The 18,760-nt window shown below is 52.5% G+C and carries 16 protein-coding genes and 1 other annotated feature; of the genes, 7 read left to right on the top strand and 9 right to left on the bottom strand.

The genetic code is table 11. The annotated features are described in order from the left end of the window. The first annotated feature begins 108 nt into the window (after positions 1-108). The 4 genes from apbC to asmA all read left to right on the top strand — a co-directional run bounded on the left by apbC (position 109) and on the right by asmA (position 4,523). Complete coding sequence (apbC, locus tag BV494_RS08180) at positions 109-1,221, top strand: iron-sulfur cluster carrier protein ApbC (RefSeq protein WP_104922421.1); 1,113 nt, start codon at positions 109-111, stop codon at positions 1,219-1,221. 145 nt (positions 1,222-1,366) lie between these two features. Beyond that, positions 1,367-2,008, top strand: coding sequence for a uridine kinase (gene udk / locus BV494_RS08175; protein ID WP_104922420.1), 642 nt, complete (start codon positions 1,367-1,369; stop codon positions 2,006-2,008). A 38-nt stretch (positions 2,009-2,046) separates the two neighbouring features. Next, complete coding sequence (dcd, locus tag BV494_RS08170) at positions 2,047-2,628, top strand: dCTP deaminase (RefSeq protein WP_104922419.1); 582 nt, start codon at positions 2,047-2,049, stop codon at positions 2,626-2,628. Positions 2,629-2,672: 44 nt separating this feature from the next. Next, positions 2,673-4,523 (top strand): outer membrane assembly protein AsmA, encoded by a 1,851-nt coding sequence (gene asmA, locus BV494_RS08165; protein ID WP_104922418.1) that lies wholly within the window; start codon positions 2,673-2,675, stop codon positions 4,521-4,523. A 79-nt stretch (positions 4,524-4,602) separates the two neighbouring features. Here asmA and BV494_RS08160 read toward each other — a convergent pair whose 3' ends face one another. Further along, complete coding sequence (locus BV494_RS08160) at positions 4,603-6,189, bottom strand: TerC family protein (RefSeq protein WP_104922417.1); 1,587 nt, start codon at positions 6,187-6,189, stop codon at positions 4,603-4,605. 461 nt (positions 6,190-6,650) lie between these two features. On the opposite strand from BV494_RS08160, the gene galU reads away from it, so the two are divergent. Continuing rightward, the gene (galU, locus tag BV494_RS08155; protein WP_104922416.1) at positions 6,651-7,544 is read left to right on the top strand and encodes a UTP--glucose-1-phosphate uridylyltransferase GalU; all 894 of its coding nucleotides are present in this window, start codon (positions 6,651-6,653) and stop codon (positions 7,542-7,544) included. 317 nt (positions 7,545-7,861) lie between these two features. Then, positions 7,862-9,271 (top strand): NADP-dependent phosphogluconate dehydrogenase, encoded by a 1,410-nt coding sequence (gnd, locus tag BV494_RS08150; protein WP_104922415.1) that lies wholly within the window; start codon positions 7,862-7,864, stop codon positions 9,269-9,271. Positions 9,272-9,370: 99 nt separating this feature from the next. On the opposite strand, the gene hisIE is transcribed toward gnd, so the two are convergent. The 8 genes from hisIE to hisG are packed head-to-tail and all read right to left on the bottom strand — an operon-like array spanning position 9,371 to position 16,526. Further along, the gene (gene hisIE / locus BV494_RS08145; protein ID WP_104924749.1) at positions 9,371-9,985 is read right to left on the bottom strand and encodes a bifunctional phosphoribosyl-AMP cyclohydrolase/phosphoribosyl-ATP diphosphatase HisIE; all 615 of its coding nucleotides are present in this window, start codon (positions 9,983-9,985) and stop codon (positions 9,371-9,373) included. A 23-nt stretch (positions 9,986-10,008) separates the two neighbouring features. After that, positions 10,009-10,782: an imidazole glycerol phosphate synthase subunit HisF gene (hisF, locus tag BV494_RS08140; RefSeq protein ID WP_104922414.1), complete on the bottom strand. Its 774-nt coding sequence runs from the start codon at positions 10,780-10,782 to the stop codon at positions 10,009-10,011. Next, a complete protein-coding gene (gene hisA, locus BV494_RS08135; protein ID WP_104922413.1) occupies positions 10,764-11,501 on the bottom strand; it encodes a 1-(5-phosphoribosyl)-5-[(5-phosphoribosylamino)methylideneamino]imidazole-4-carboxamide isomerase in 738 nt (245 codons plus the stop codon). Before hisA ends, hisF begins: the two co-directional genes overlap by 19 nt. A gap of 5 nt (positions 11,502-11,506) precedes the next feature. Next, on the bottom strand, positions 11,507-12,097 hold the full coding sequence (gene hisH / locus BV494_RS08130) for an imidazole glycerol phosphate synthase subunit HisH (RefSeq protein ID WP_104922412.1): 591 nt from the start codon (positions 12,095-12,097) through the stop codon (positions 11,507-11,509). Continuing rightward, positions 12,097-13,179: a bifunctional histidinol-phosphatase/imidazoleglycerol-phosphate dehydratase HisB gene (gene hisB, locus BV494_RS08125; RefSeq protein ID WP_104922411.1), complete on the bottom strand. Its 1,083-nt coding sequence runs from the start codon at positions 13,177-13,179 to the stop codon at positions 12,097-12,099. The genes hisH and hisB overlap by 1 nt, the downstream gene beginning before the upstream one ends. After that, positions 13,176-14,309: a histidinol-phosphate transaminase gene (gene hisC, locus BV494_RS08120; RefSeq protein ID WP_104922410.1), complete on the bottom strand. Its 1,134-nt coding sequence runs from the start codon at positions 14,307-14,309 to the stop codon at positions 13,176-13,178. Before hisC ends, hisB begins: the two co-directional genes overlap by 4 nt. After that, positions 14,309-15,622: a histidinol dehydrogenase gene (gene hisD, locus BV494_RS08115; RefSeq protein ID WP_104922409.1), complete on the bottom strand. Its 1,314-nt coding sequence runs from the start codon at positions 15,620-15,622 to the stop codon at positions 14,309-14,311. Before hisD ends, hisC begins: the two co-directional genes overlap by 1 nt. A gap of 4 nt (positions 15,623-15,626) precedes the next feature. Then, positions 15,627-16,526, bottom strand: coding sequence for an ATP phosphoribosyltransferase (gene hisG, locus BV494_RS08110; RefSeq protein ID WP_104922408.1), 900 nt, complete (start codon positions 16,524-16,526; stop codon positions 15,627-15,629). A gap of 73 nt (positions 16,527-16,599) precedes the next feature. Then, positions 16,600-16,721 (bottom strand) — a sequence feature (His leader region). Positions 16,722-17,038: 317 nt separating this feature from the next. Between hisG and BV494_RS08100 the strand changes: the two genes are divergently transcribed. Next, entirely contained in the window at positions 17,039-17,863 is an 825-nt protein-coding gene (locus BV494_RS08100) for an SDR family oxidoreductase (RefSeq protein WP_104922406.1), read from the top strand. Positions 17,864-18,760 lie beyond the last annotated feature (897 nt).

Here is an 18,760-nt window from a genome sequence, read left to right as displayed (position 1 = left end):
TAACCGAAAGCGCCGCCCCGCGTAAACAAACGGGGGGATCTCCTTACGGGTGTTCTGTTATGCTATTAAGCAGATAAACAGTCTGATAACCAGTTTCAAGGAGCCGGGATGACATCTCAATCCCCACAGCAGTCCACACCCGCAGGGCTGCGCGCACTAGTGACCGGCGTACTGGCCACCTTCCGTCATTCAACACTTCAAAAAGATTTAGCTGCGATAAAAGCGGTGCATCATTGCGTGCTGATGGACGAGGTTCTGCATATCGATCTGACGCTGCCGTTCGCGTGGAACAGCGGTTTCGATATTTTAAAAGAAGAAACCAGCGGCGAACTGCTGCGGGTAACCGGCGCTTCGGCCATCGAGTGGAAACTGCGTCACGACATCGCCACGATGAAACGCGCCAACGATCAGCCCGGCATTAAAGGCGTGCGCAATATTCTGGCGGTCAGCTCAGGCAAAGGCGGCGTGGGGAAATCCACCACGGCGGTGAATCTGGCGCTGGCGCTGGCGGCTGAAGGCGGAAAAGTCGGCATTCTGGACGCGGATATTTATGGCCCGTCAGTGCCGAACATGCTGGGCACGGAAGAAGAGCGCCCGACGTCGCCGGATGGCGTCCATATGTCGCCGATTATGGCGCACGGGCTGGCCACTAACTCGATTGGTTATCTGGTCACTGACGAAAATGCCATGGTGTGGCGCGGCCCGATGGCCAGCAAAGCGCTGATGCAGATGTTGCAGGATACGCTGTGGCCGGATCTGGATTATCTGGTGATTGACCTGCCACCGGGCACCGGCGATATCCAGCTGACGCTGTCGCAAAATATTCCGGTGACGGGCGCGCTCGTGGTGACGACGCCGCAGGACATCGCGCTGCTCGACGCCATGAAAGGCATCGTGATGTTTGAAAAGGTGCACGTGCCGGTGTTAGGCATTATCGAAAATATGAGCATGCATGTGTGCAGTAACTGCGGACATCATGAACCGATTTTCGGCACCGGCGGCGCACAGCGTCTGGCTGAGAAATACAGATGCGAATTACTGGCTCAGTTACCGCTGCATATTTCGCTGCGTGAAGATTTGGATCGCGGCGAACCGACCGTTGTCTCTAATCCGGAAAGTGAGTTCACGACGATTTATCGCGAACTGGCGTCAAAAGTGGCGTCTCAGCTGTACTGGAAAGGCGACGCAATTCCGACAGAAATCGCTTTCCGGGCGGTTTAATCTCCCAACTCTGCGAATTATTGCCCGATGTCAGCGATTACACCGCCTTAACGCTGGCATCGGGTAGTGTGTTGTACTTATAATTGGCGCGTTCAAAGCACACGCTGTGCTTGCCTTCCAACTTCCAAATCAGGTCTTTAATTTTATGTCTGACAAATTCCATCAGTGTGTCATCGTGGGTATCGCTGGCGCATCTGCTTCGGGAAAAAGCCTCATCGCCAGTACCATTTACCGTGAACTTCGTGATCAGGTAGGTGATGAGCACATCGGGGTGATCCCTGAAGATTGCTACTATAAAGACCAAAGCCATATGACCATGGAAGAACGGGTCAAAACCAACTACGACCATCCCAGTGCCATGGACCACAATTTACTGTTCCAGCATTTGCAGGCAATGAAGTCAGGTCAGGCTATCGAATTACCAAGTTACAGCTTTATCGAACATACCCGTCTGGCTGAGACCGTGACGCTCAAGCCGAAGAAAGTCATTATTCTGGAAGGGATCCTGTTACTGACCGACGTGCGTCTGCGTCAGGAAATGAATTTCTCTATCTTCGTGGATACGCCGCTGGACATCTGCCTGATGCGCCGCATGAAGCGCGATGTCAACGAGCGTGGCCGTTCTATGGATTCCGTGATGGCGCAATACCAGAAAACTGTCCGCCCAATGTTCCTGCAATTTATCGAACCTTCAAAACAATACGCAGACATCATTGTGCCGCGTGGCGGTAAAAACCGGATTGCGATTGATATTCTTAAAGCGAAAATCAGCCAGTTCTTCAACTAATCGCGGAACAATCCGTAGAAAACCACACCGGAGATACGATGAGACTTTGCGATCGAGATATAGAAGCCTGGCTGGACAGCGGCAAATTGGGTATTTCACCCCGTCCGCCGGTTGAGCGGATTAACGGGGCTACGGTTGATGTGCGTCTGGGCAACGGTTTTCGCGTTTTCCTCGGCCATAACGCCGGTTATATCGATCTGAGCGGGCCGAAAGACGAAGTGAGTGCCGCGCTGGACAAAGTGATGAGCGACGAAATCGTTTTGCCGGAAGGCGAAGCTTTCTTCCTGCATCCCGGTGAACTGGCGCTGGCGGTAACCTTTGAATCCGTCACGATTCCGGATGATCTGGTCGGCTGGCTCGACGGGCGTTCTTCACTGGCGCGTCTCGGCCTGATGGTTCACGTCACCGCACATCGCATCGATCCGGGCTGGAAAGGTCGCATCGTCCTAGAGTTCTACAATTCCGGTAAACTGCCACTGGCGCTTCGCCCTGGCATGCTGATTGGTGCGTTAAGCTTTGAACCGTTGTCCGGTTCTGCTGCACGCCCATATAACAGCCGTCAGGATGCGAAATACCGCGACCAGCAAAGTGCAATTGCCAGTCGTATTGATAAAGACTGATTCTGTTTTTAATCTGCGTGAGCGGATGAAAACGTGAGGAAGGCATGAGAAGACTACTGACAACACTGGTGATTCTACTGGTGGTTATCATTGCCGGCATGACTTCGCTGGTATTTCTGATCAACCCGAACGATTTCCGCCAGTACATGGTGGAAAGGGTTGAGGTGAAAAGCGGTTACAAGTTAGCCATTAATGGCTCACTGCGCTGGCACGTCTGGCCACAGCTGAGCATCATTGCCGGTCAGACCTCGCTCACCGCGCCGGGTGCGAAAGAGCCGGTGGTCAGCGCCGAAAATATGCGACTGGACGTCAAACTCTGGCCTCTCATTTCTCATCAGCTCGCCGTTAAGCAGGTTCTGTTCAAAAATGCGGTTATCCGATTAACGCCGGATACCGAAGAGAATCAGCCTGATGCGCCGGTTGCGCCTTCTTCTCCGGTTCCTGTGGCACCGGGTGCGTCTGATCTGGATGCGGGCTGGAAATTCGACATTGATAAAATCAGCATCGCCGACAGTTTGCTTATCTGGCAGCGCGGCGACGATGAACAAATCAATGTGCGTGACATCAATCTCGAAATCGATAAAGACGACAACCGTCAGGCATCGGTTCAGCTTTCCAGCCGCATCAACCGTAATCAACGTGATTTGGCTTTCACGATGAATGCCGAGCTGGATATGCAGCATTATCCCCAGGCCTTTGCGGCCAATATCAGCAAATTTACCTATCAGCTGAGCGGCGCGGATATTCCGGTTAAAGGCGTTCAGGGCAACGGTTCAATGCAGGCGAGTTATCAGCGGGATAATAATACCGTTACGCTCAGCCAGATGGCACTGAGCGCCAATGATAATCAGATCTCCGGTACGGCGTCGGCCACGCTGGGTGATGAACCTGATTATCAGCTGAACCTGAACGCGGAAAAACTCGACCTGGACGCGCTGACCGGCTGGCAGCCGAAAACGGCGGAACAGACAGCCACGACGTCTCAGGCCATCACGTCGGCGCCGGTTATTGCGCGCGACATAGATGAACAACCCAACGGGTTGAGTGAACTTCAGACATTCAATGCGCATCTGGCGCTGAAAGTGGCTGATCTGACTTACCGTGGAATGAAAATCCAGATCCTGGCGCTCGATGCTGACAATCGGCAAGGACAGGTTTCGCTGTCGACGTTCAGCGGCAACATGGGCACCGGCAATTTCTCGCTGCCCGGTAAAATGGATGTGACAGGTAAGAAAATCCAGGTTCACATGGTGCCAGACGTCAGCAAAATTGAGCTGGGCGATTTGCTGGCGGCGTATGCGTTACCTCAGGCGATTACGGGCAACTTCTCCCTTAAAGGGGATGTGAGCGGTGAGGGCCTGTCGGCGTCTGATTTCGCGCGACACTGGCAGGGTGATGGGCAAATATCCATGGACAATGCCCGCCTGAACGGCATGAATATTCAGCAGCTTATCCAGCAGGCCATTGCGAGAAACAGCGATAAAGTGCAGGGACTCGACCGTTACGAACACTACAGCCAGATTGATACACTGAACGCGCAAGCTAATCTTGCCGATGGCACGCTGACGCTGAGTAATATGGAAGGGGTGTCGCCTATGGTGTCCGGCAAAGGTGACGGCACGATTAATATGGCTGCGCAGCAGGTGGATATGAATCTGTTGATCCGCGTAACCGGCGGCTGGAAGGGCGACAGCAATCTGATCAATACGCTGAAAACCACCGATATCCCGCTGCGCGTGTACGGGCCGTGGTCGCAGATGCATTATCAGTTGCAGGTTGACCAGATACTGCGCCAGTCACTTGAGCAGAGCGCCCGCAACGCTATCCAGAACTGGATTGATAAACGTAAAGACAGCAAAGCGGATGATGAAGTACAGAAATTGCTGAAGAAGTAATATCTTCTTTGCGGTTGTAAAAGAAACGGGGTGCTCAATGGCACCCCGTTATCATTTGGTCACATCCATTTGCAGAAACTCAGACCTCGTAATCGTCGGACACCGGCGGATTGAGCGGTGTGATCTTCACTTTCAAAATCCGGTGACTGCTCACTTCCAGCGGCTCGTAAAGATAATCGTTAATCTTTATCTGCGCGCCGACCTGCGGAATGCTCTGGGTATATTCCATCAGCAAGCCAGCCAGCGTGTGGTATTCGCGTTTATCATCAAGCGGCAGGGGAATGTACATCACCAGATCTTCGAGCGGCATATAGCCATTCGCGATCCAACTTCCGTCCTCCTGTTGCTGAATATCGTGGCGTGCATCCGGGAGTTCATCAGATTCTGGCAGATTCCCGGCAATGGTTTCCATCACGTCGGTCAGCGTTACGATCCCTTCAACAGAACCAAATTCATCCACGACAAAAGCAAAGTGCGTTTTGGCCTGGCGGAACTGTTCAAGCGCCATCAGTAACGAAAGCTGCTCCGGGAAGATGAGTGGCTGGCGGATCAGCGCCTTGAGGTCTAATTCATTTTGCAGCAGCTGCTGTTTGAGCAAGTCAACCACATGAACAACGCCCAGCGGTTCGTCGGTAGAGCTGTCTTCCGTCACCAGAATGCGCGTGTGCTGATTCTCGGCAATTTGATTTCTCAGAACGTCAATCGGGTCATTCAGTTCGAGATTATCGACGTCATGACGTGAGGTCATCACGCTGCTGACCGTGCGCTGCCCCAGCCCCAGAACGCGTTCAATCATGTTGCGTTCCTGCTGATTGAAAATGGCATCCTCTTCGGTACTGTCCGCTATCATGCTGGACGAGTGGGCATCGAGTTCAGCTTCTTCATGCTTGCCACGTAAAACGCGCAGCACCGTCTCTGCTGTGCGTTCACGTAAAGAGCGGCGCGAGGACAGGAAGCGTTTACGGTTAAATTGAGCCAGCTGATTGAGCGCTTCGATGATCACCGAGAAACCGATAGCCGCGTACAAATAGCCTTTCGGGATCGCGTAACCAAACCCTTCCGCGACCAGACTAAAGCCGATCATCAGCAGGAAACTCAGACATAAAATAACAATGGTGGGATGCGCGTTCACAAATTTGGTCAGCGGTTTACTGGCCAGAAGCATCAGCCCGATGGCGATACAAACTGCCACCATCATAACGGCCAGATGATCCACCATACCTACGGCGGTAATGACGGAGTCGAGGGAAAAGACCGCATCAAGAACCACAATCTGCGCCACGACGGGCCAGAATTTAGCCCCGCTTTGCTGATGACTCTGTTCCTCATCTTTGCCTTCAAGTCGCTCATTGAGCTCCATTGTGGCTTTAAACAGCAGGAACACCCCCCCGGTCAGCATAATCATGTCGCGCGCGCTGAAAGGATGCCCGAGCAACGTGATAAGAGGGCGGGTGAGGGTCGCCAGCCAGGAAATCGATGCCAGTAACAGCAGGCGCATCACTAATGCCAGTATTAAACCCGTTACACGGGCTTTGTCGCGCTGCCGGCGGGGAAGCTTCTCTGCCAAAATGGCGATGAAAATCAGGTTGTCTATTCCTAAGACAATTTCTAAAACAACCAGGGTAGCCAGCCCGGCCCAGATTGACGGATCGGCGATCCATTCCATATTGCTTGTTCACCTTTAGTGACACGACGGTTGTCGCACGTTGAATAATGGGCGTCAGAGGGCTAAATTTCAAATCTAAATCAGCGTACTACCGCATATCGGGCAGGGACAGAAACAGGAACAGTCCGTGGTGAGAAAAGTTTGACCGTCTGTTTTGGAAAGCAGCAAATTGTGTGCAGAAAATCAGCGAACAGGTTCAACATTCCTAATTTTAAGTCTTAAGCTTACCGTTATGTGCTGCTTGCTGGTATCGTAATGACATACACAGAATGGTGCTGGAGTCCTAAAGTCAGCAGTATAGTCTCCCTAAACGAAATCACAGGGACTATACTCAGGGAAGAAAATATCGTGCTGGGAAATAAATTTGTTTATACAATTTCAGTTCAGTGAACGCCCTGACATGTTTGGCTCCCAACTGACTGAATTTACACACCAATAGGTTTCAAGGAGTATCTTCTACAATGTTAAAAGCTGTTATCCCTGTTGCCGGTCTGGGCACACGTATGTTGCCAGCGACGAAAGCCATTCCAAAAGAAATGCTGCCTATCGTCGACAAGCCTTTAATCCAGTACATCGTTAACGAATGTGCGGCGGCGGGCATCAAAGAGATCATTCTCGTCACCCATTCTTCCAAAAATGCCATTGAAAACCACTTCGATACCTCATTCGAACTGGAAAGCATGCTGGAAACGCGCGTTAAGCGTCAGCTGCTCGAAGAAGTGCAGTCAATCTGCCCGAAAGGCGTGACCATCATGAACGTGCGTCAGGGTCAGTCTAAAGGCCTGGGACATGCCGTTCTTTGCGCTAAACCTCTGATTGGTAACTCGCCTTTTGCGGTTATCCTGCCAGACGTTCTGATGGATGATTCAACCAGCGATCTGCGTAAAGACAACCTTGCTGCAATGCTTCGTCGTTTCCAGGAAACCGGAAACAGCCAGGTGATGGTTGAAGAAGTGCCTGAAAAAGACGTCTCAAAATACGGTATCGTGAACTGTAATGGTGTGGAAGTTGAACCGGGCGAAAGCGCGCCAATGACTGCTATCGTCGAAAAACCTGAGCTGAAAGATGCGCCATCCAACCTCGCGGTTGTGGGTCGTTACGTGCTGTCCGAAGCTATCTGGCCTCTGCTGGCTGTGACGCCATACGGCGCAGGCAATGAAATTCAGTTAACAGACGCTATCGCTATGTTGATGAAAAAACAAACCGTAGAAGCTTTCTCCATGACCGGCCGTTCTCACGACTGTGGCGACAAACTGGGTTATATGAAAGCGTTCGTCGAATACGGCATCCGTCATAAAACGCAAGGTAAAGCTTTCTCTGAATGGCTTCAGTCTAACTACAACTGCAAAGCTTAAACGATTGAATTACGCTACGAAATCTAAAAAAACCGGGTGTTATCTGACACCCGGTTTTTTTGTGTAATTTAGAGCTCTTTTTTACCTGCATTCTCCTCATGTTACCGGTAAAGTGAAACCGACATCTAAGAAGGGCGGGTCAGGCGATTGTTGGTCTGTGCGCTCAGAATATTGTTATGGCTGCAATAGGTTCACCCTTTGCCATTCTCATGTACAATGCTTGTGTTCATTTGTATAGCTCAGTGCAGTTAAACTCACTGTTTACAGGGGTTTAGACTAAAATCTGGGCGATCAACTAATTCAGACAGGAGTTGCTAATGTCCAAACAACAAATCGGCGTTGTCGGTATGGCGGTCATGGGCCGTAACCTCGCGCTTAACATTGAAAGCCGTGGTTATTCCGTTTCCATTTTTAACCGTTCTGGCGACAAGACTGATGAAGTCATCGCTGAAAACCCGGGTAAAAATCTCGTTCCGCACTACACCGTCGAAGAGTTTGTTGACTCGCTGGAAAAACCACGTCGTATCTTGCTGATGGTGAAAGCCGGTGAAGCAACTGACAAAACCATCGCATCCCTGACTCCGCATCTGGATAAAGGCGACATCCTGATCGATGGCGGCAACACTTACTATAAAGACACCATTCGCCGTAACCGCGAACTGTCTGAGCAGGGCTTCAACTTCATCGGTACAGGCGTTTCCGGCGGTGAAGAGGGCGCACTGAAAGGCCCATCCATCATGCCTGGCGGTCAGAAAGAAGCGTACGCACTGGTGGCGCCAATTCTGGAAAAAATCGCAGCACGTGCTGAAGATGGCGACGCTTGCGTAGCATATATTGGTGCAGATGGCGCAGGTCACTACGTTAAGATGGTTCATAACGGTATCGAATATGGTGACATGCAGCTGATCGCAGAAGCATATTCCCTGTTGAAACAGTCCCTGAACCTGAGCAACGAAGAACTGGCTACCACCTTCGCGGAATGGAACAAAGGCGAGCTGAGCAGCTATCTGATCGACATCACTAAAGACATCTTCACCAAGAAAGACGAAGAAGGTAAATACCTGGTCGACGTGATCCTGGATGAAGCGGCGAACAAAGGCACCGGTAAATGGACCAGCCAGAGTTCTCTGGATCTGGGCGAGCCTCTGACGCTGATCACAGAGTCTGTGTTTGCACGTTACCTGTCTTCTCTGAAAGATCAGCGCGTTGCGGCTTCTAAAGTGTTGTCCGGCCCGGCTGTTAAACCTTTCGCTGGTGACAAAGCTGAGTTCATCGAGAAAGTTCGTCGTGCTCTGTACCTGGGTAAACTCGTCTCTTACGCGCAGGGCTTCTCACAGCTTAAAGCGGCTTCTGACGAGAACAACTGGGATCTGAACTACGGCGAAATCGCGAAGATCTTCCGTGCGGGCTGTATTATCCGTGCTCAGTTCCTGCAGAAAATTACCGATGCTTACGCTGAAAACGCGTCCATCGCTAACCTGCTGCTGGCTCCGTACTTCAAAAACATCGCTGACGAATATCAGCAAGCGCTGCGTGATGTTGTGTCTTATGCCGTTCAGAACGGTATCCCGACACCAACCTTCTCTGCTGCGATCAACTACTACGACAGCTACCGTTCAGCGGTGCTGCCAGCTAACCTGATCCAGGCACAGCGTGACTACTTCGGTGCTCATACTTACAAACGCACTGATAAAGACGGCGTATTCCACACCGAATGGTTGGATTAATCCGTTTAACGGCGTGCCGAAAAGCGCGCCGTTGCTGACGTCATAAAAAAGCCGCCAATGCATCTGCAAAGGCGGCTTTTTTACGTCTTAAGGTTGACGTTATTTCTTATGACGCTGACGCAGGTTGTCGATCACTGCGCTCAGGTTTAAATCCTGATCCTGCAACAATACCAGTAGGTGATAGACCAAATCTGACGCTTCGTTTTTCAGCTCAAAACGGTCGTTAACGGTTGCTGCCAGTGCGGTTTCCACGCCTTCTTCACCGACTTTCTGTGCGATGCGTTTGGTGCCGCTGGCGTACAGTTTTGCGGTGTACGAACTTTCCGGATCGGCGGTTTTGCGCGATGCCAGCAGTTCTTCCAGCTGATACAAAAATGCCCAGTCGGTTTCGGCAGGGTGGAAGCAGCTGTTGTTGCCTTTATGGCATGTCGGGCCAACCGGATTGACCAGCACCAACAATGTATCGTTGTCGCAATCAGGCGTAATGCTTACGACGTTCAGATAATTTTCTGAGGTCTCGCCTTTGGTCCACAAACGTTCTTTGGTGCGTGAATAGAATGTCACTTTGCCTGAGGATTGTGTAACGCTCAGCGCTTCCTGATTCATATAACCGAGCATCAGCACTTCGCCCGACACCGCGTGCTGGATGATTGCTGGCATCAGATTATCGACTTTTTCCCAGTCGAGCTGGCTGATTTGTTCGCCGGTCAGCAGACCGGTTTTTACTTCCTGATTACTCACAAGCGGATCTCCACGCCATTTTCAGCTAAATAGCTTTTCAGCTCGCCAATATTGATAATTTGTTTGTGGAACACCGATGCGGCCAGTGCGCCGTCAACGCGTGCTTCCTGGAACGCGTCGAGGAAGTGCGGCATTGTGCCCGCGCCGCCTGAAGCGATGAGCGGAACATGACAAACTTCGCGGATCATCTTCAGCTGTTCCAGGTCATAACCGTTGCGCACGCCGTCCTGATTCATCATGTTCAGCACGATTTCGCCCGCGCCGCGTTCCTGAACTTCCTTCACCCAGTCAATCGTCTGCCAGGTGGTCACTTTGGTGCGTGCTTCGTCGCCGGTAAACTGATGGACCTGATAAGTGCCGGTTGCCGCGTCGTGCCAGGTATCGATACCCACAACGATGCACTGTACACCATAACGGTCGGCGAGGCGGCTGATCAACGTCGGGTCGGCCAGCGCAGGGGAGTTGATGGAGATTTTATCTGCACCAAACTGCAAAATCCGTCCTGCGTCTTCCAGACTTTTAATCCCGCCTGCGACACAAAACGGAATGTCGATGACTTCTGCCACACGCGATACCCAGCTTTTATCTACCACGCGGCCATCGCTGGAGGCGGTGATATCGTAAAACACCAGCTCGTCTGCGCCTTCCTGCGCGTAACGCTGAGCCAGCGGGACGATGTCGCCGATAATTTCGTGATTGCGGAACTGCACGCCTTTTACGACCTGACCGTCTTTAACGTCGAGGCAGGGGATTATCCGTTTTGCCAGCATGAGATTGCCTCCGTCACATTGAATTTACCGTCGAGTAAAGCCCGCCCGACAATCACACCTTTCACGCCGCTGTCACGCAGATTGGCGATGTCCTGTAAAGAGCCGATACCGCCGGAAGCCTGAAAAGCAACCTGCGGAAAACGCGCGGTCACTTCGCGGTATAACTCAACGTTCGAGCCTGCCAGCGTGCCGTCGCGGGATATATCCGTGCAGAGAACGTGTTTCAGGCCGAACGGCAGAAACTGTTCCACGATCTCTTCCAGCGTGGAATTGGAATTTTCCTGCCAGCCGCTGACGGCAACATTTTTAGTGCCATCGACCGCGATACGGACGTCGAGCGCCAGAACCAGTGCGTCCGCGCCAAAACGTCTGAACCAGCCCTGAACCCTCTCCGGATCTTTCACCGCCGTCGAACCCACGACAACGCGTGCCGCACCGGCATTCAGCAAGGCTTCTACGTCGTGTTCGGTACGGATACCGCCACCGACCTGAACCGGAACAGACACGCCTGCCAGCAATTTTGTCAGCAACGGGATCTGGCGTGCCGCCGGATCTTTCGCACCGGTTAAGTCAACCAGATGCAAAACTTCTGCACCTTTCTGCTGATAATCCTGCAAACGCGGAAGCGGGTCGTTGCCATAATCGCGCTGCTGACCGTAATCGCCCTGATGCAAACGCACCACGCTGCCTTCGATCAAATCTAAAGCCGGGATAATCATCCTGTTTACATCTCCAGAAAGTTTTTCAGCAACTGTGCGCCCGCAGATCCGGAGCGTTCGGGGTGAAACTGCACGCCGAAGAAGTTGTCTTTTTGCACGGCAGCGCTGAAAGGCTCACCGTATAGCGTCTGCGCGATCGTGTTCTCACACACCGGCATAGCGAATCCGTGGACGAAATAGAAATATGCATTTTCATCGATGCCCCGGAATAAACGGCTGTCTGCGTGCGCCGTCACCTGGTTCCAGCCCATGTGTGGCAGCGGCAAACCGTGATCTTGCATACGGCGTACTGGTGTTTCAATAATCCCCAGCGTATCAATCCCGCCGTTTTCTTCACTGGAAGACGCCAGCAGTTGCATCCCGAGACAAATCCCCAGCACCGGCTGAGTACAGGCTTTGATCAGCGCAATCAGTTCGCGCTGTTCGAGTTGTTCCATCGCCGCCTGCGCGGTTCCCACGCCCGGCAAAAAAAGCTTATCGGCGTGCAAAACAATCTCCGGGTCGCGGCTCACCGTCGGTTCAAAACCCAGACGCTGCACCGCATATTTGACGGAAGAAAGGTTGGCACAGCCGGTATCCAGGATAACAACATTCATCACAGCACTCCTTTCGAGCTCGGCAACGTATTACCGTCAACACGGATCGCCTGACGCAGCGTGCGCCCGAATGCCTTGAACAGGCTTTCGACGCGGTGGTGATCGTTCTTACCTTTGGTGCGCAGGTGCAGGGTACAGGCCATCGCATACGACAGCGAACGGAAGAAGTGCTCGACCATTTCCGTGCTCAGATCGCCGACGCGCTGATAGTTAAACTCTGCCTTATATTCCAGGTGCGGGCGGCCGGAGATATCCAGTGCGCAGCGCGCCATACATTCATCCATCGGCAACACAAACCCGAAACGACCAATGCCGCGTTTATCGCCCAGCGCTTTATTGATGGCTTCACCCAGCGCCAGCGCCGTGTCTTCAACGGTGTGGTGATCGTCGATATACAAATCACCTTTTACTTCGATGTTCATGCGGAAACCGCCGTGCGTGGCAATCTGATCCAGCATGTGGTCGAAGAAGCCGACGCCGGTGCGGATCTTGCTGTCGCCTTCGCGATCCAGCCAGACATCTACGTCAATCGCGGTTTCGCGGGTCACGCGGTTCACTTTGGCGTGACGGTCACGTTTCGTCAGTTGCTCGGTAATCGTGGCCCAGTTCAGCGTATCGCGCTGATAACGCAACCCGGCGATGCCCATATTGGCAGCCAGCTGAATGTCGGTATCCCGGTCGCCAATGACATAACTGTTGGCGGTATCGAGCACGCCACTTTCCAGATATGCCTGCACCAGTTTGGTTTTAGGTTTACGGCAATCGCAGTGATCAGCCGGCAGGTGCGGGCAAATCAGCACTTCATCGAAAACCACGCCCTGTGATGTGAGGATTTGCATCATCAGGTTGTGAGGTGGATCGAACGTTTCCTGCGGGAAACTGGCTGTGCCCAGCCCGTCCTGATTGGTGATCATCACCAGCTTAAAGCCCGCGTTTTGCAGGGACAGCAGGGCTGGAATAACGCCGGGCTCCAGCGCCAGTTTGTCCAGACGGTCGACCTGGAAATCTTCCGGCGGCTCAGAAATCAGGGTGCCGTCACGGTCAATAAAGAGCGTTTTTTGAAATTGTGGACTCTGGCTCACATGTGCTCCTTGCGGGGGCTATTTTGTTTTTCATTAATAGAGGCGGCAGCTGCACCGGGTAACGACTGCAGGGCGGTAATGACGCGCTGGAGTTCTTCACGGGTGCCGATAGTAATACGTAAGCAGCCGGAAAGCCCCGGTTGCTTGTTCTGGTCACGCAAGATAATGCCCTGATCCCAGAGGTTTTTAAATGCTGCGCTGGATGCGGTGAAACGTGCCAGCACATAGTTGGTGTCGCTGGCAAAAACGGCTTCAACGCAGGCACATTTCTCCAGCTGTTCCTGCAACCAGACGCGGTTTTCAGTCACTTCGACCACGCGCTGACGCATCAGCGCCAGACCTGCCGGACTCAGCGCCTGTGCGGCGATATCCGCGACCGGCGTCGATAACGGGTAAGGCGCGATCACTTTCATTAATAAGCCGATAACTTCGCTGTTCGCCAGCGTGAAACCGCAGCGCAAACCGGCCAGTGCAAAAGCTTTCGACAGCGTACGCAAAATGGTGAGGTGCGGATATTCCTGCAACCAGCCGGAAACGCTCGCCTGCGGGCAAAATTCGATATACGCCTCGTCCACCGCCACAATCGCGCGACCACGCGTCATTTCCAGCACCGCACGGATTTCATCCGGGTCGATAATATTGCCGGTCGGGTTGTTCGGGCTGCACACGTAAACCAGCTTCACGCCGTCCAGCGCGGCTTCGATGGCCGGAAGATCCAGTGACCAGTCGGCTTTTGCCGGCACCGTACGGCCTTCGACGCCAATGGTTTCCGCGCTCACGCTGTACATGCCGTAAGTTGGCGGGCAATAAAGGATGGCGTCCTGGCCCGGTTCGCAGAACGCGCGGATCAGCAGTTCGATGCCTTCATCTGCGCCACGGCTGACCAGAACCTGCTCAGGATCCACACCGGCGTAAGCGGCGTAGCGGTTAATCACCAACGCGGGCTGACATTCAGGATAACGGTTAAACGTCTGCTGCGTCAGTTCAAAATTCGGCGCGATGGCGTATTCATTGGCATTAAGCCACACATCCCCGTTGCCACCCAGACGGCGGGCTGACTGATAAGGCGTCAGTTCCTGCACGTTTTTACGGGCCAGCGCCTGAATGCTGAGATTCTTTTCATTGCTCATCAACGCGGCTCCTTTAAGGCTTTTACACGCAGGGTCACGGCATTTTTGTGTGCGGTCAGCTGTTCCGCCTGCGCCAGAATTTCAATCGTTTCGGCCAGTCCCAGCAAACCTTCCGGCGTTAACTGCTGAACGGTCATCCGTTTCTGGAAATCGGCCAGACCCAGGCTTGAACAGGTCGCGGTGTAACCGTAAGTCGGTAAAACGTGGTTAGTACCGGATGCGTAATCGCCCGCCGATTCCGGTGACCAGTCGCCGAGGAAAACCGAACCGGCGCTGGTGATGCTGTCGACCAGTTGCTCCGGTTCGCGGGTTTGCAGAATCAGATGTTCCGGGCCGTAGGCGTTGCTGATTTCAATACACTGCGCGATATCTTTCGCGACGATCAGACGGCTGCTTTCCAGTGCCTGACGCGCAATGTCGCTGCGCGATAGCGTCGCCAGCTGGCGTTCCACCGCTTCGCCAACGGCCTGCGCCATTTTCAAATCCGGCGTCAGTAAAATAACCTGTGAATCCGGGCCGTGTTCCGCCTGTGAAAGCAAATCAGACGCCACGAAATCCGGCGTTGCGCCACTGTCGGCGATCACCAGCACTTCTGAAGGCCCGGCAGGCATATCAATCGCCGCGCCGTCCAGACTCTGGCTGACCTGACGTTTTGCTTCGGTCACATAGGCATTGCCCGGCCCGAAGATTTTCGCCACGCGGGGCACCGTTTCCGTGCCGAACGCCAGTGCCGCAATCGCCTGCGCGCCACCCAGCTGATACACCTCTTCCACGCCACATAACTGCGCGGCATACAGAATTTCGTCGGCAATCGGCGGCGGTGAGCAAAGCACCACTTTCTGGCAACCCGCAATACGTGCTGGCGTTGCTAACATTAATACGGTGGAGACCAGCGGTGCGGAACCGCCCGGAATGTATAACCCGACAGACTGAATCGGGCGGGTCAGTTGCTGGCAACGAACACCCGGCTGCGTTTCGATATCCACGACGGCCAGTTTCTGAGCCTGATGGAACGTGTTGATGTTACGCACCGCGTGCGCCATCGCCTGTTTAACGTCATCGCCTAAACGCGCTGCGGCTGCTGAAATTTGCTCCGCGGTGACACGAAGATCCTGCACTTCAGTTTTATCAAAGCGGGCGCAAAACTCGCGCAGCGCACTGTCACCTTCACTGCGGACACGACGCAGAATTTCGCTCACCGATTCAGTAATACGATCGGAGGCAGAAATGGCCGGGCGGGTCAGCAGGTCGCGACGTTGCTGTGCGTCGCATTGTTGCCAGTCAATAGGGGTAGAGAACGCGTCAGGCTTCATGGCATTACTCCATCATTTTTTCGATTGGAAGAACCAGAATAGAGCTGGCACCCAGCGCTTTCAGCTTCTCCATGGTTTCCCAGAACAGCGTTTCGCTGCTGACCATGTGCATGGCAACGCGTTGCTGATCGCCTGCCAGCGGTAAAATGGTCGGACGTTCAGCGCCCGGCAGCAGCGCCACGATTTCGTCCAGACGCTCACTTGGCGCGTGCAACATAATGTATTTGGATTCGCGTGCCTGAATAACGCCCTGAATACGGGTCATCATTTTGTCGATCAGCAGTTGTTTTTCCTGCGGCATTTCGCCGTCGCGCTGGATGAGGCACGCTTTGGAGCGGTAAATCACTTCAACTTCACGCAGGCCGTTGGCTTCGAGCGTTGCGCCGGTAGAGACCAGGTCACAGATCGCGTCAGAAAGACCGGCGCGCGGGGCCACTTCTACGGAACCGTTCAGCAGGCAGGATTTGAAATCAACGCCTTTTTTATCGAGATACTGCTTGAGCAGGTGAGGGTAGGACGTGGCGATGCGGGCATTTTGCAGACTTTGCGGACCGGTGTAGTCGGTGTCCAGCGGGGTGGCCAGGGACAGACGGCAACCGCCGAAATCCAGACGACGCAGCGTGAAGTAACGCGGGTCTTCGCCCTGAGCGCGGCGGCTCAGCAACTCTTCTTCCAGCACGTTCTCACCGATAATGCCCAGATCGACCACGCCATCCATTACCAGCCCCGGAATATCGTCATCACGAACACGCAGAATATCGATCGGCATATTTTCAGCGAAAGCGATCAGACGCTGTTCCTGCAGGTTGATTTTAATCCCGCAGCGGGCCAGCAGTTCGCGTGATTCATCGCTCAGGCGACCTGACTTCTGCATTGCTATCCGTAAACGTGTTTTATCCAGCATGATGACCTCTGTTTCTCAATTATTTATCGTAAATTCTGTTTGTCAGATTCTTTTACTTCAATTCCGTGGGCCATAAAAAAAGCCCCCGGAAGAAATCTTCCGGGGGCTTTCTCTGCGTTCTGCGCCACTGGAAGATCTAAACAGTCTCCCAGCACCAATCGCCTGAAAGACTAGTCAGGGTGATGGTGATGATGGTGGTTAATCAGAACGTTTGTCATGTCAGTGTCTCGTTTTGTTCATTCAGTGCCGCCAGATTCACATTGAATCATTCACCGCACGTATCAAATTCGCTGCCAATGAAATTAAACTATCGGGCGGCAACTGCGCAACCTTTTTTTCTGATGATGAGTTTTTCTTATCTGCAGCAGGGGGTTCATCAAATAAATGAATGATCTGCTAACCGACGCTGAGAAATCCTTACGCACCCCGTAAGGGAAAAGGCGTATTTTGCTGGTATAAAGAAAGGTATCTGCAGCTGGCGAAATCATGCCAGAGAACAAACGGAGTGATGTATGAAAAAGATTTCGATTATCGGACTGGGCTGGCTGGGCATGCCGCTGGCCATGGCGCTGGCCTCAAGAGGGTACGACGTGGTCGGCAGCAAAACCACGCCCGACGGTGTTGATGCCGCCCGAATGGTCGGTATTGAGTGTTTCCCGCTGGTATTCACACCGGATATGGAATGCGAACCGGCTGACCTCGAACGGTTGCTCAATGTCGATGCCCTGATCATTACGCTGCCTGCGCGCAAAACCGCAGAGGGTAGCGAGCTGTATTTTCAGGCAGTACAGCAACTGACCGACAGCGCGCTGGCGCATAACGTCCGGCGCATCCTCTTTACCAGCTCGACGTCCGTGTACGGCGACCATGAGGGTGTGATGAAAGAAGACTCGCCGCTGCTGCCCGTTTCACGCAGCGGCATTGTGCTGAAAGAGCTGGAAAACTGGTTCCACGGTTTGCCCAATACGTCCGTTGATGTGTTGCGTCTCGGCGGGCTGGTGGGTGGCGATCGTCATCCGGGGCGTTTTATGGCCGGAAAAACGCAGGTGAAAGGCGGTCAGCACGGCGTCAACCTGGTTCATCAGGATGACGTTGTGGCGGCAATCACCTTACTGCTGAGCCTGCCAAAAGGCGGTCACACCTATAATCTTTGTGCGCCTGCGCATCCTGCTAAGGCAGAGTTCTATCCGGCTCTGGCCCGGCAGATGGGGCTTGTGCCACCGACGTTTGCTGAAGAGCCTTCAGCAGGGAAGGGCAAAATCGTGGACGGCGACCGGATCTGCAAAGAACTGGGCTTCGAATATCAGCACCCTGATCCGCGAAACATGCCTTTTTAACTTACAAAAGTTAATTCAATAATATTACGTTATGACCTGCCTGAAAATCAGGCAGGTTTTTTTATGCCGCTGTTTTAATGTTCAGTAACCCTACAAATCGATTGTCAGACCACAATCTCTCTGCGCCATTATTAAATTTTTATTATCCTGATAATTAGCCTGCTCAATAACAGATTAATCTCCGTAATTCATCGAGAATACCTTTGGTAACCTCAGTGAGTGATGTGTTTATTCGCTTTTTAACGGACTGAAGTGGCGATGAATGCTGGTTAGGTAATAAAAATCCTATCCCTGAGCTCGCAATTTGCCATTGAGCGGCATAAACCACTTTTTTAAGCACAATCATTAAAGTTTTCCTGAAGAGTTGCCGATATGACCTTAAGGCACAAAACTGCCGTTTCATCATTTCTTCTTATCAATCTAGTCTCATGACTGGATGTCTGCGCTCGTCTGGTAACAATTCCTTACAATCATTGTCTTTTTGCTTTTAAAATAGCGTGGTTGCTCACGATTTCCCTACTTTTCGAACTAATTTTAACCAAAACTTTTCGGACGCGATCCTCTGCAAGGCTTGTGGTGACTGGGTTGCGCACAATTAGCACAATGATCATGCTATTTGAAATTTACAGCACAAAAAACTGGGTAGTCTATGATTAATCAATGTGTGTGCTAACCATTTGGCTTTAATTGGTCTTTGTACAAAATGATCTCAAAATGGCGAAAAAACACTGCCTGAGAACCCCTTTTTAGACGCTTTTTTACTTTTGGATTAAAACTGCGCAAATTTTTACGATAAATTGCACTTTTGGAGACAAAATAAATTTTAAAAATGTGATGTGTGTCACACTTTATTCAAAATTCGGCAACGCCCAGATTGTATGTATAAAGGAAACAGGG

It is taken from the genome of Rahnella sikkimica (genome assembly GCF_002951615.1).
Lineage (GTDB): Bacteria > Pseudomonadota > Gammaproteobacteria > Enterobacterales > Enterobacteriaceae > Rahnella > Rahnella sikkimica.
Note: the sequence above shows the minus strand (reverse complement) of the source record. Positions and strands in the feature narration are given on the sequence as shown.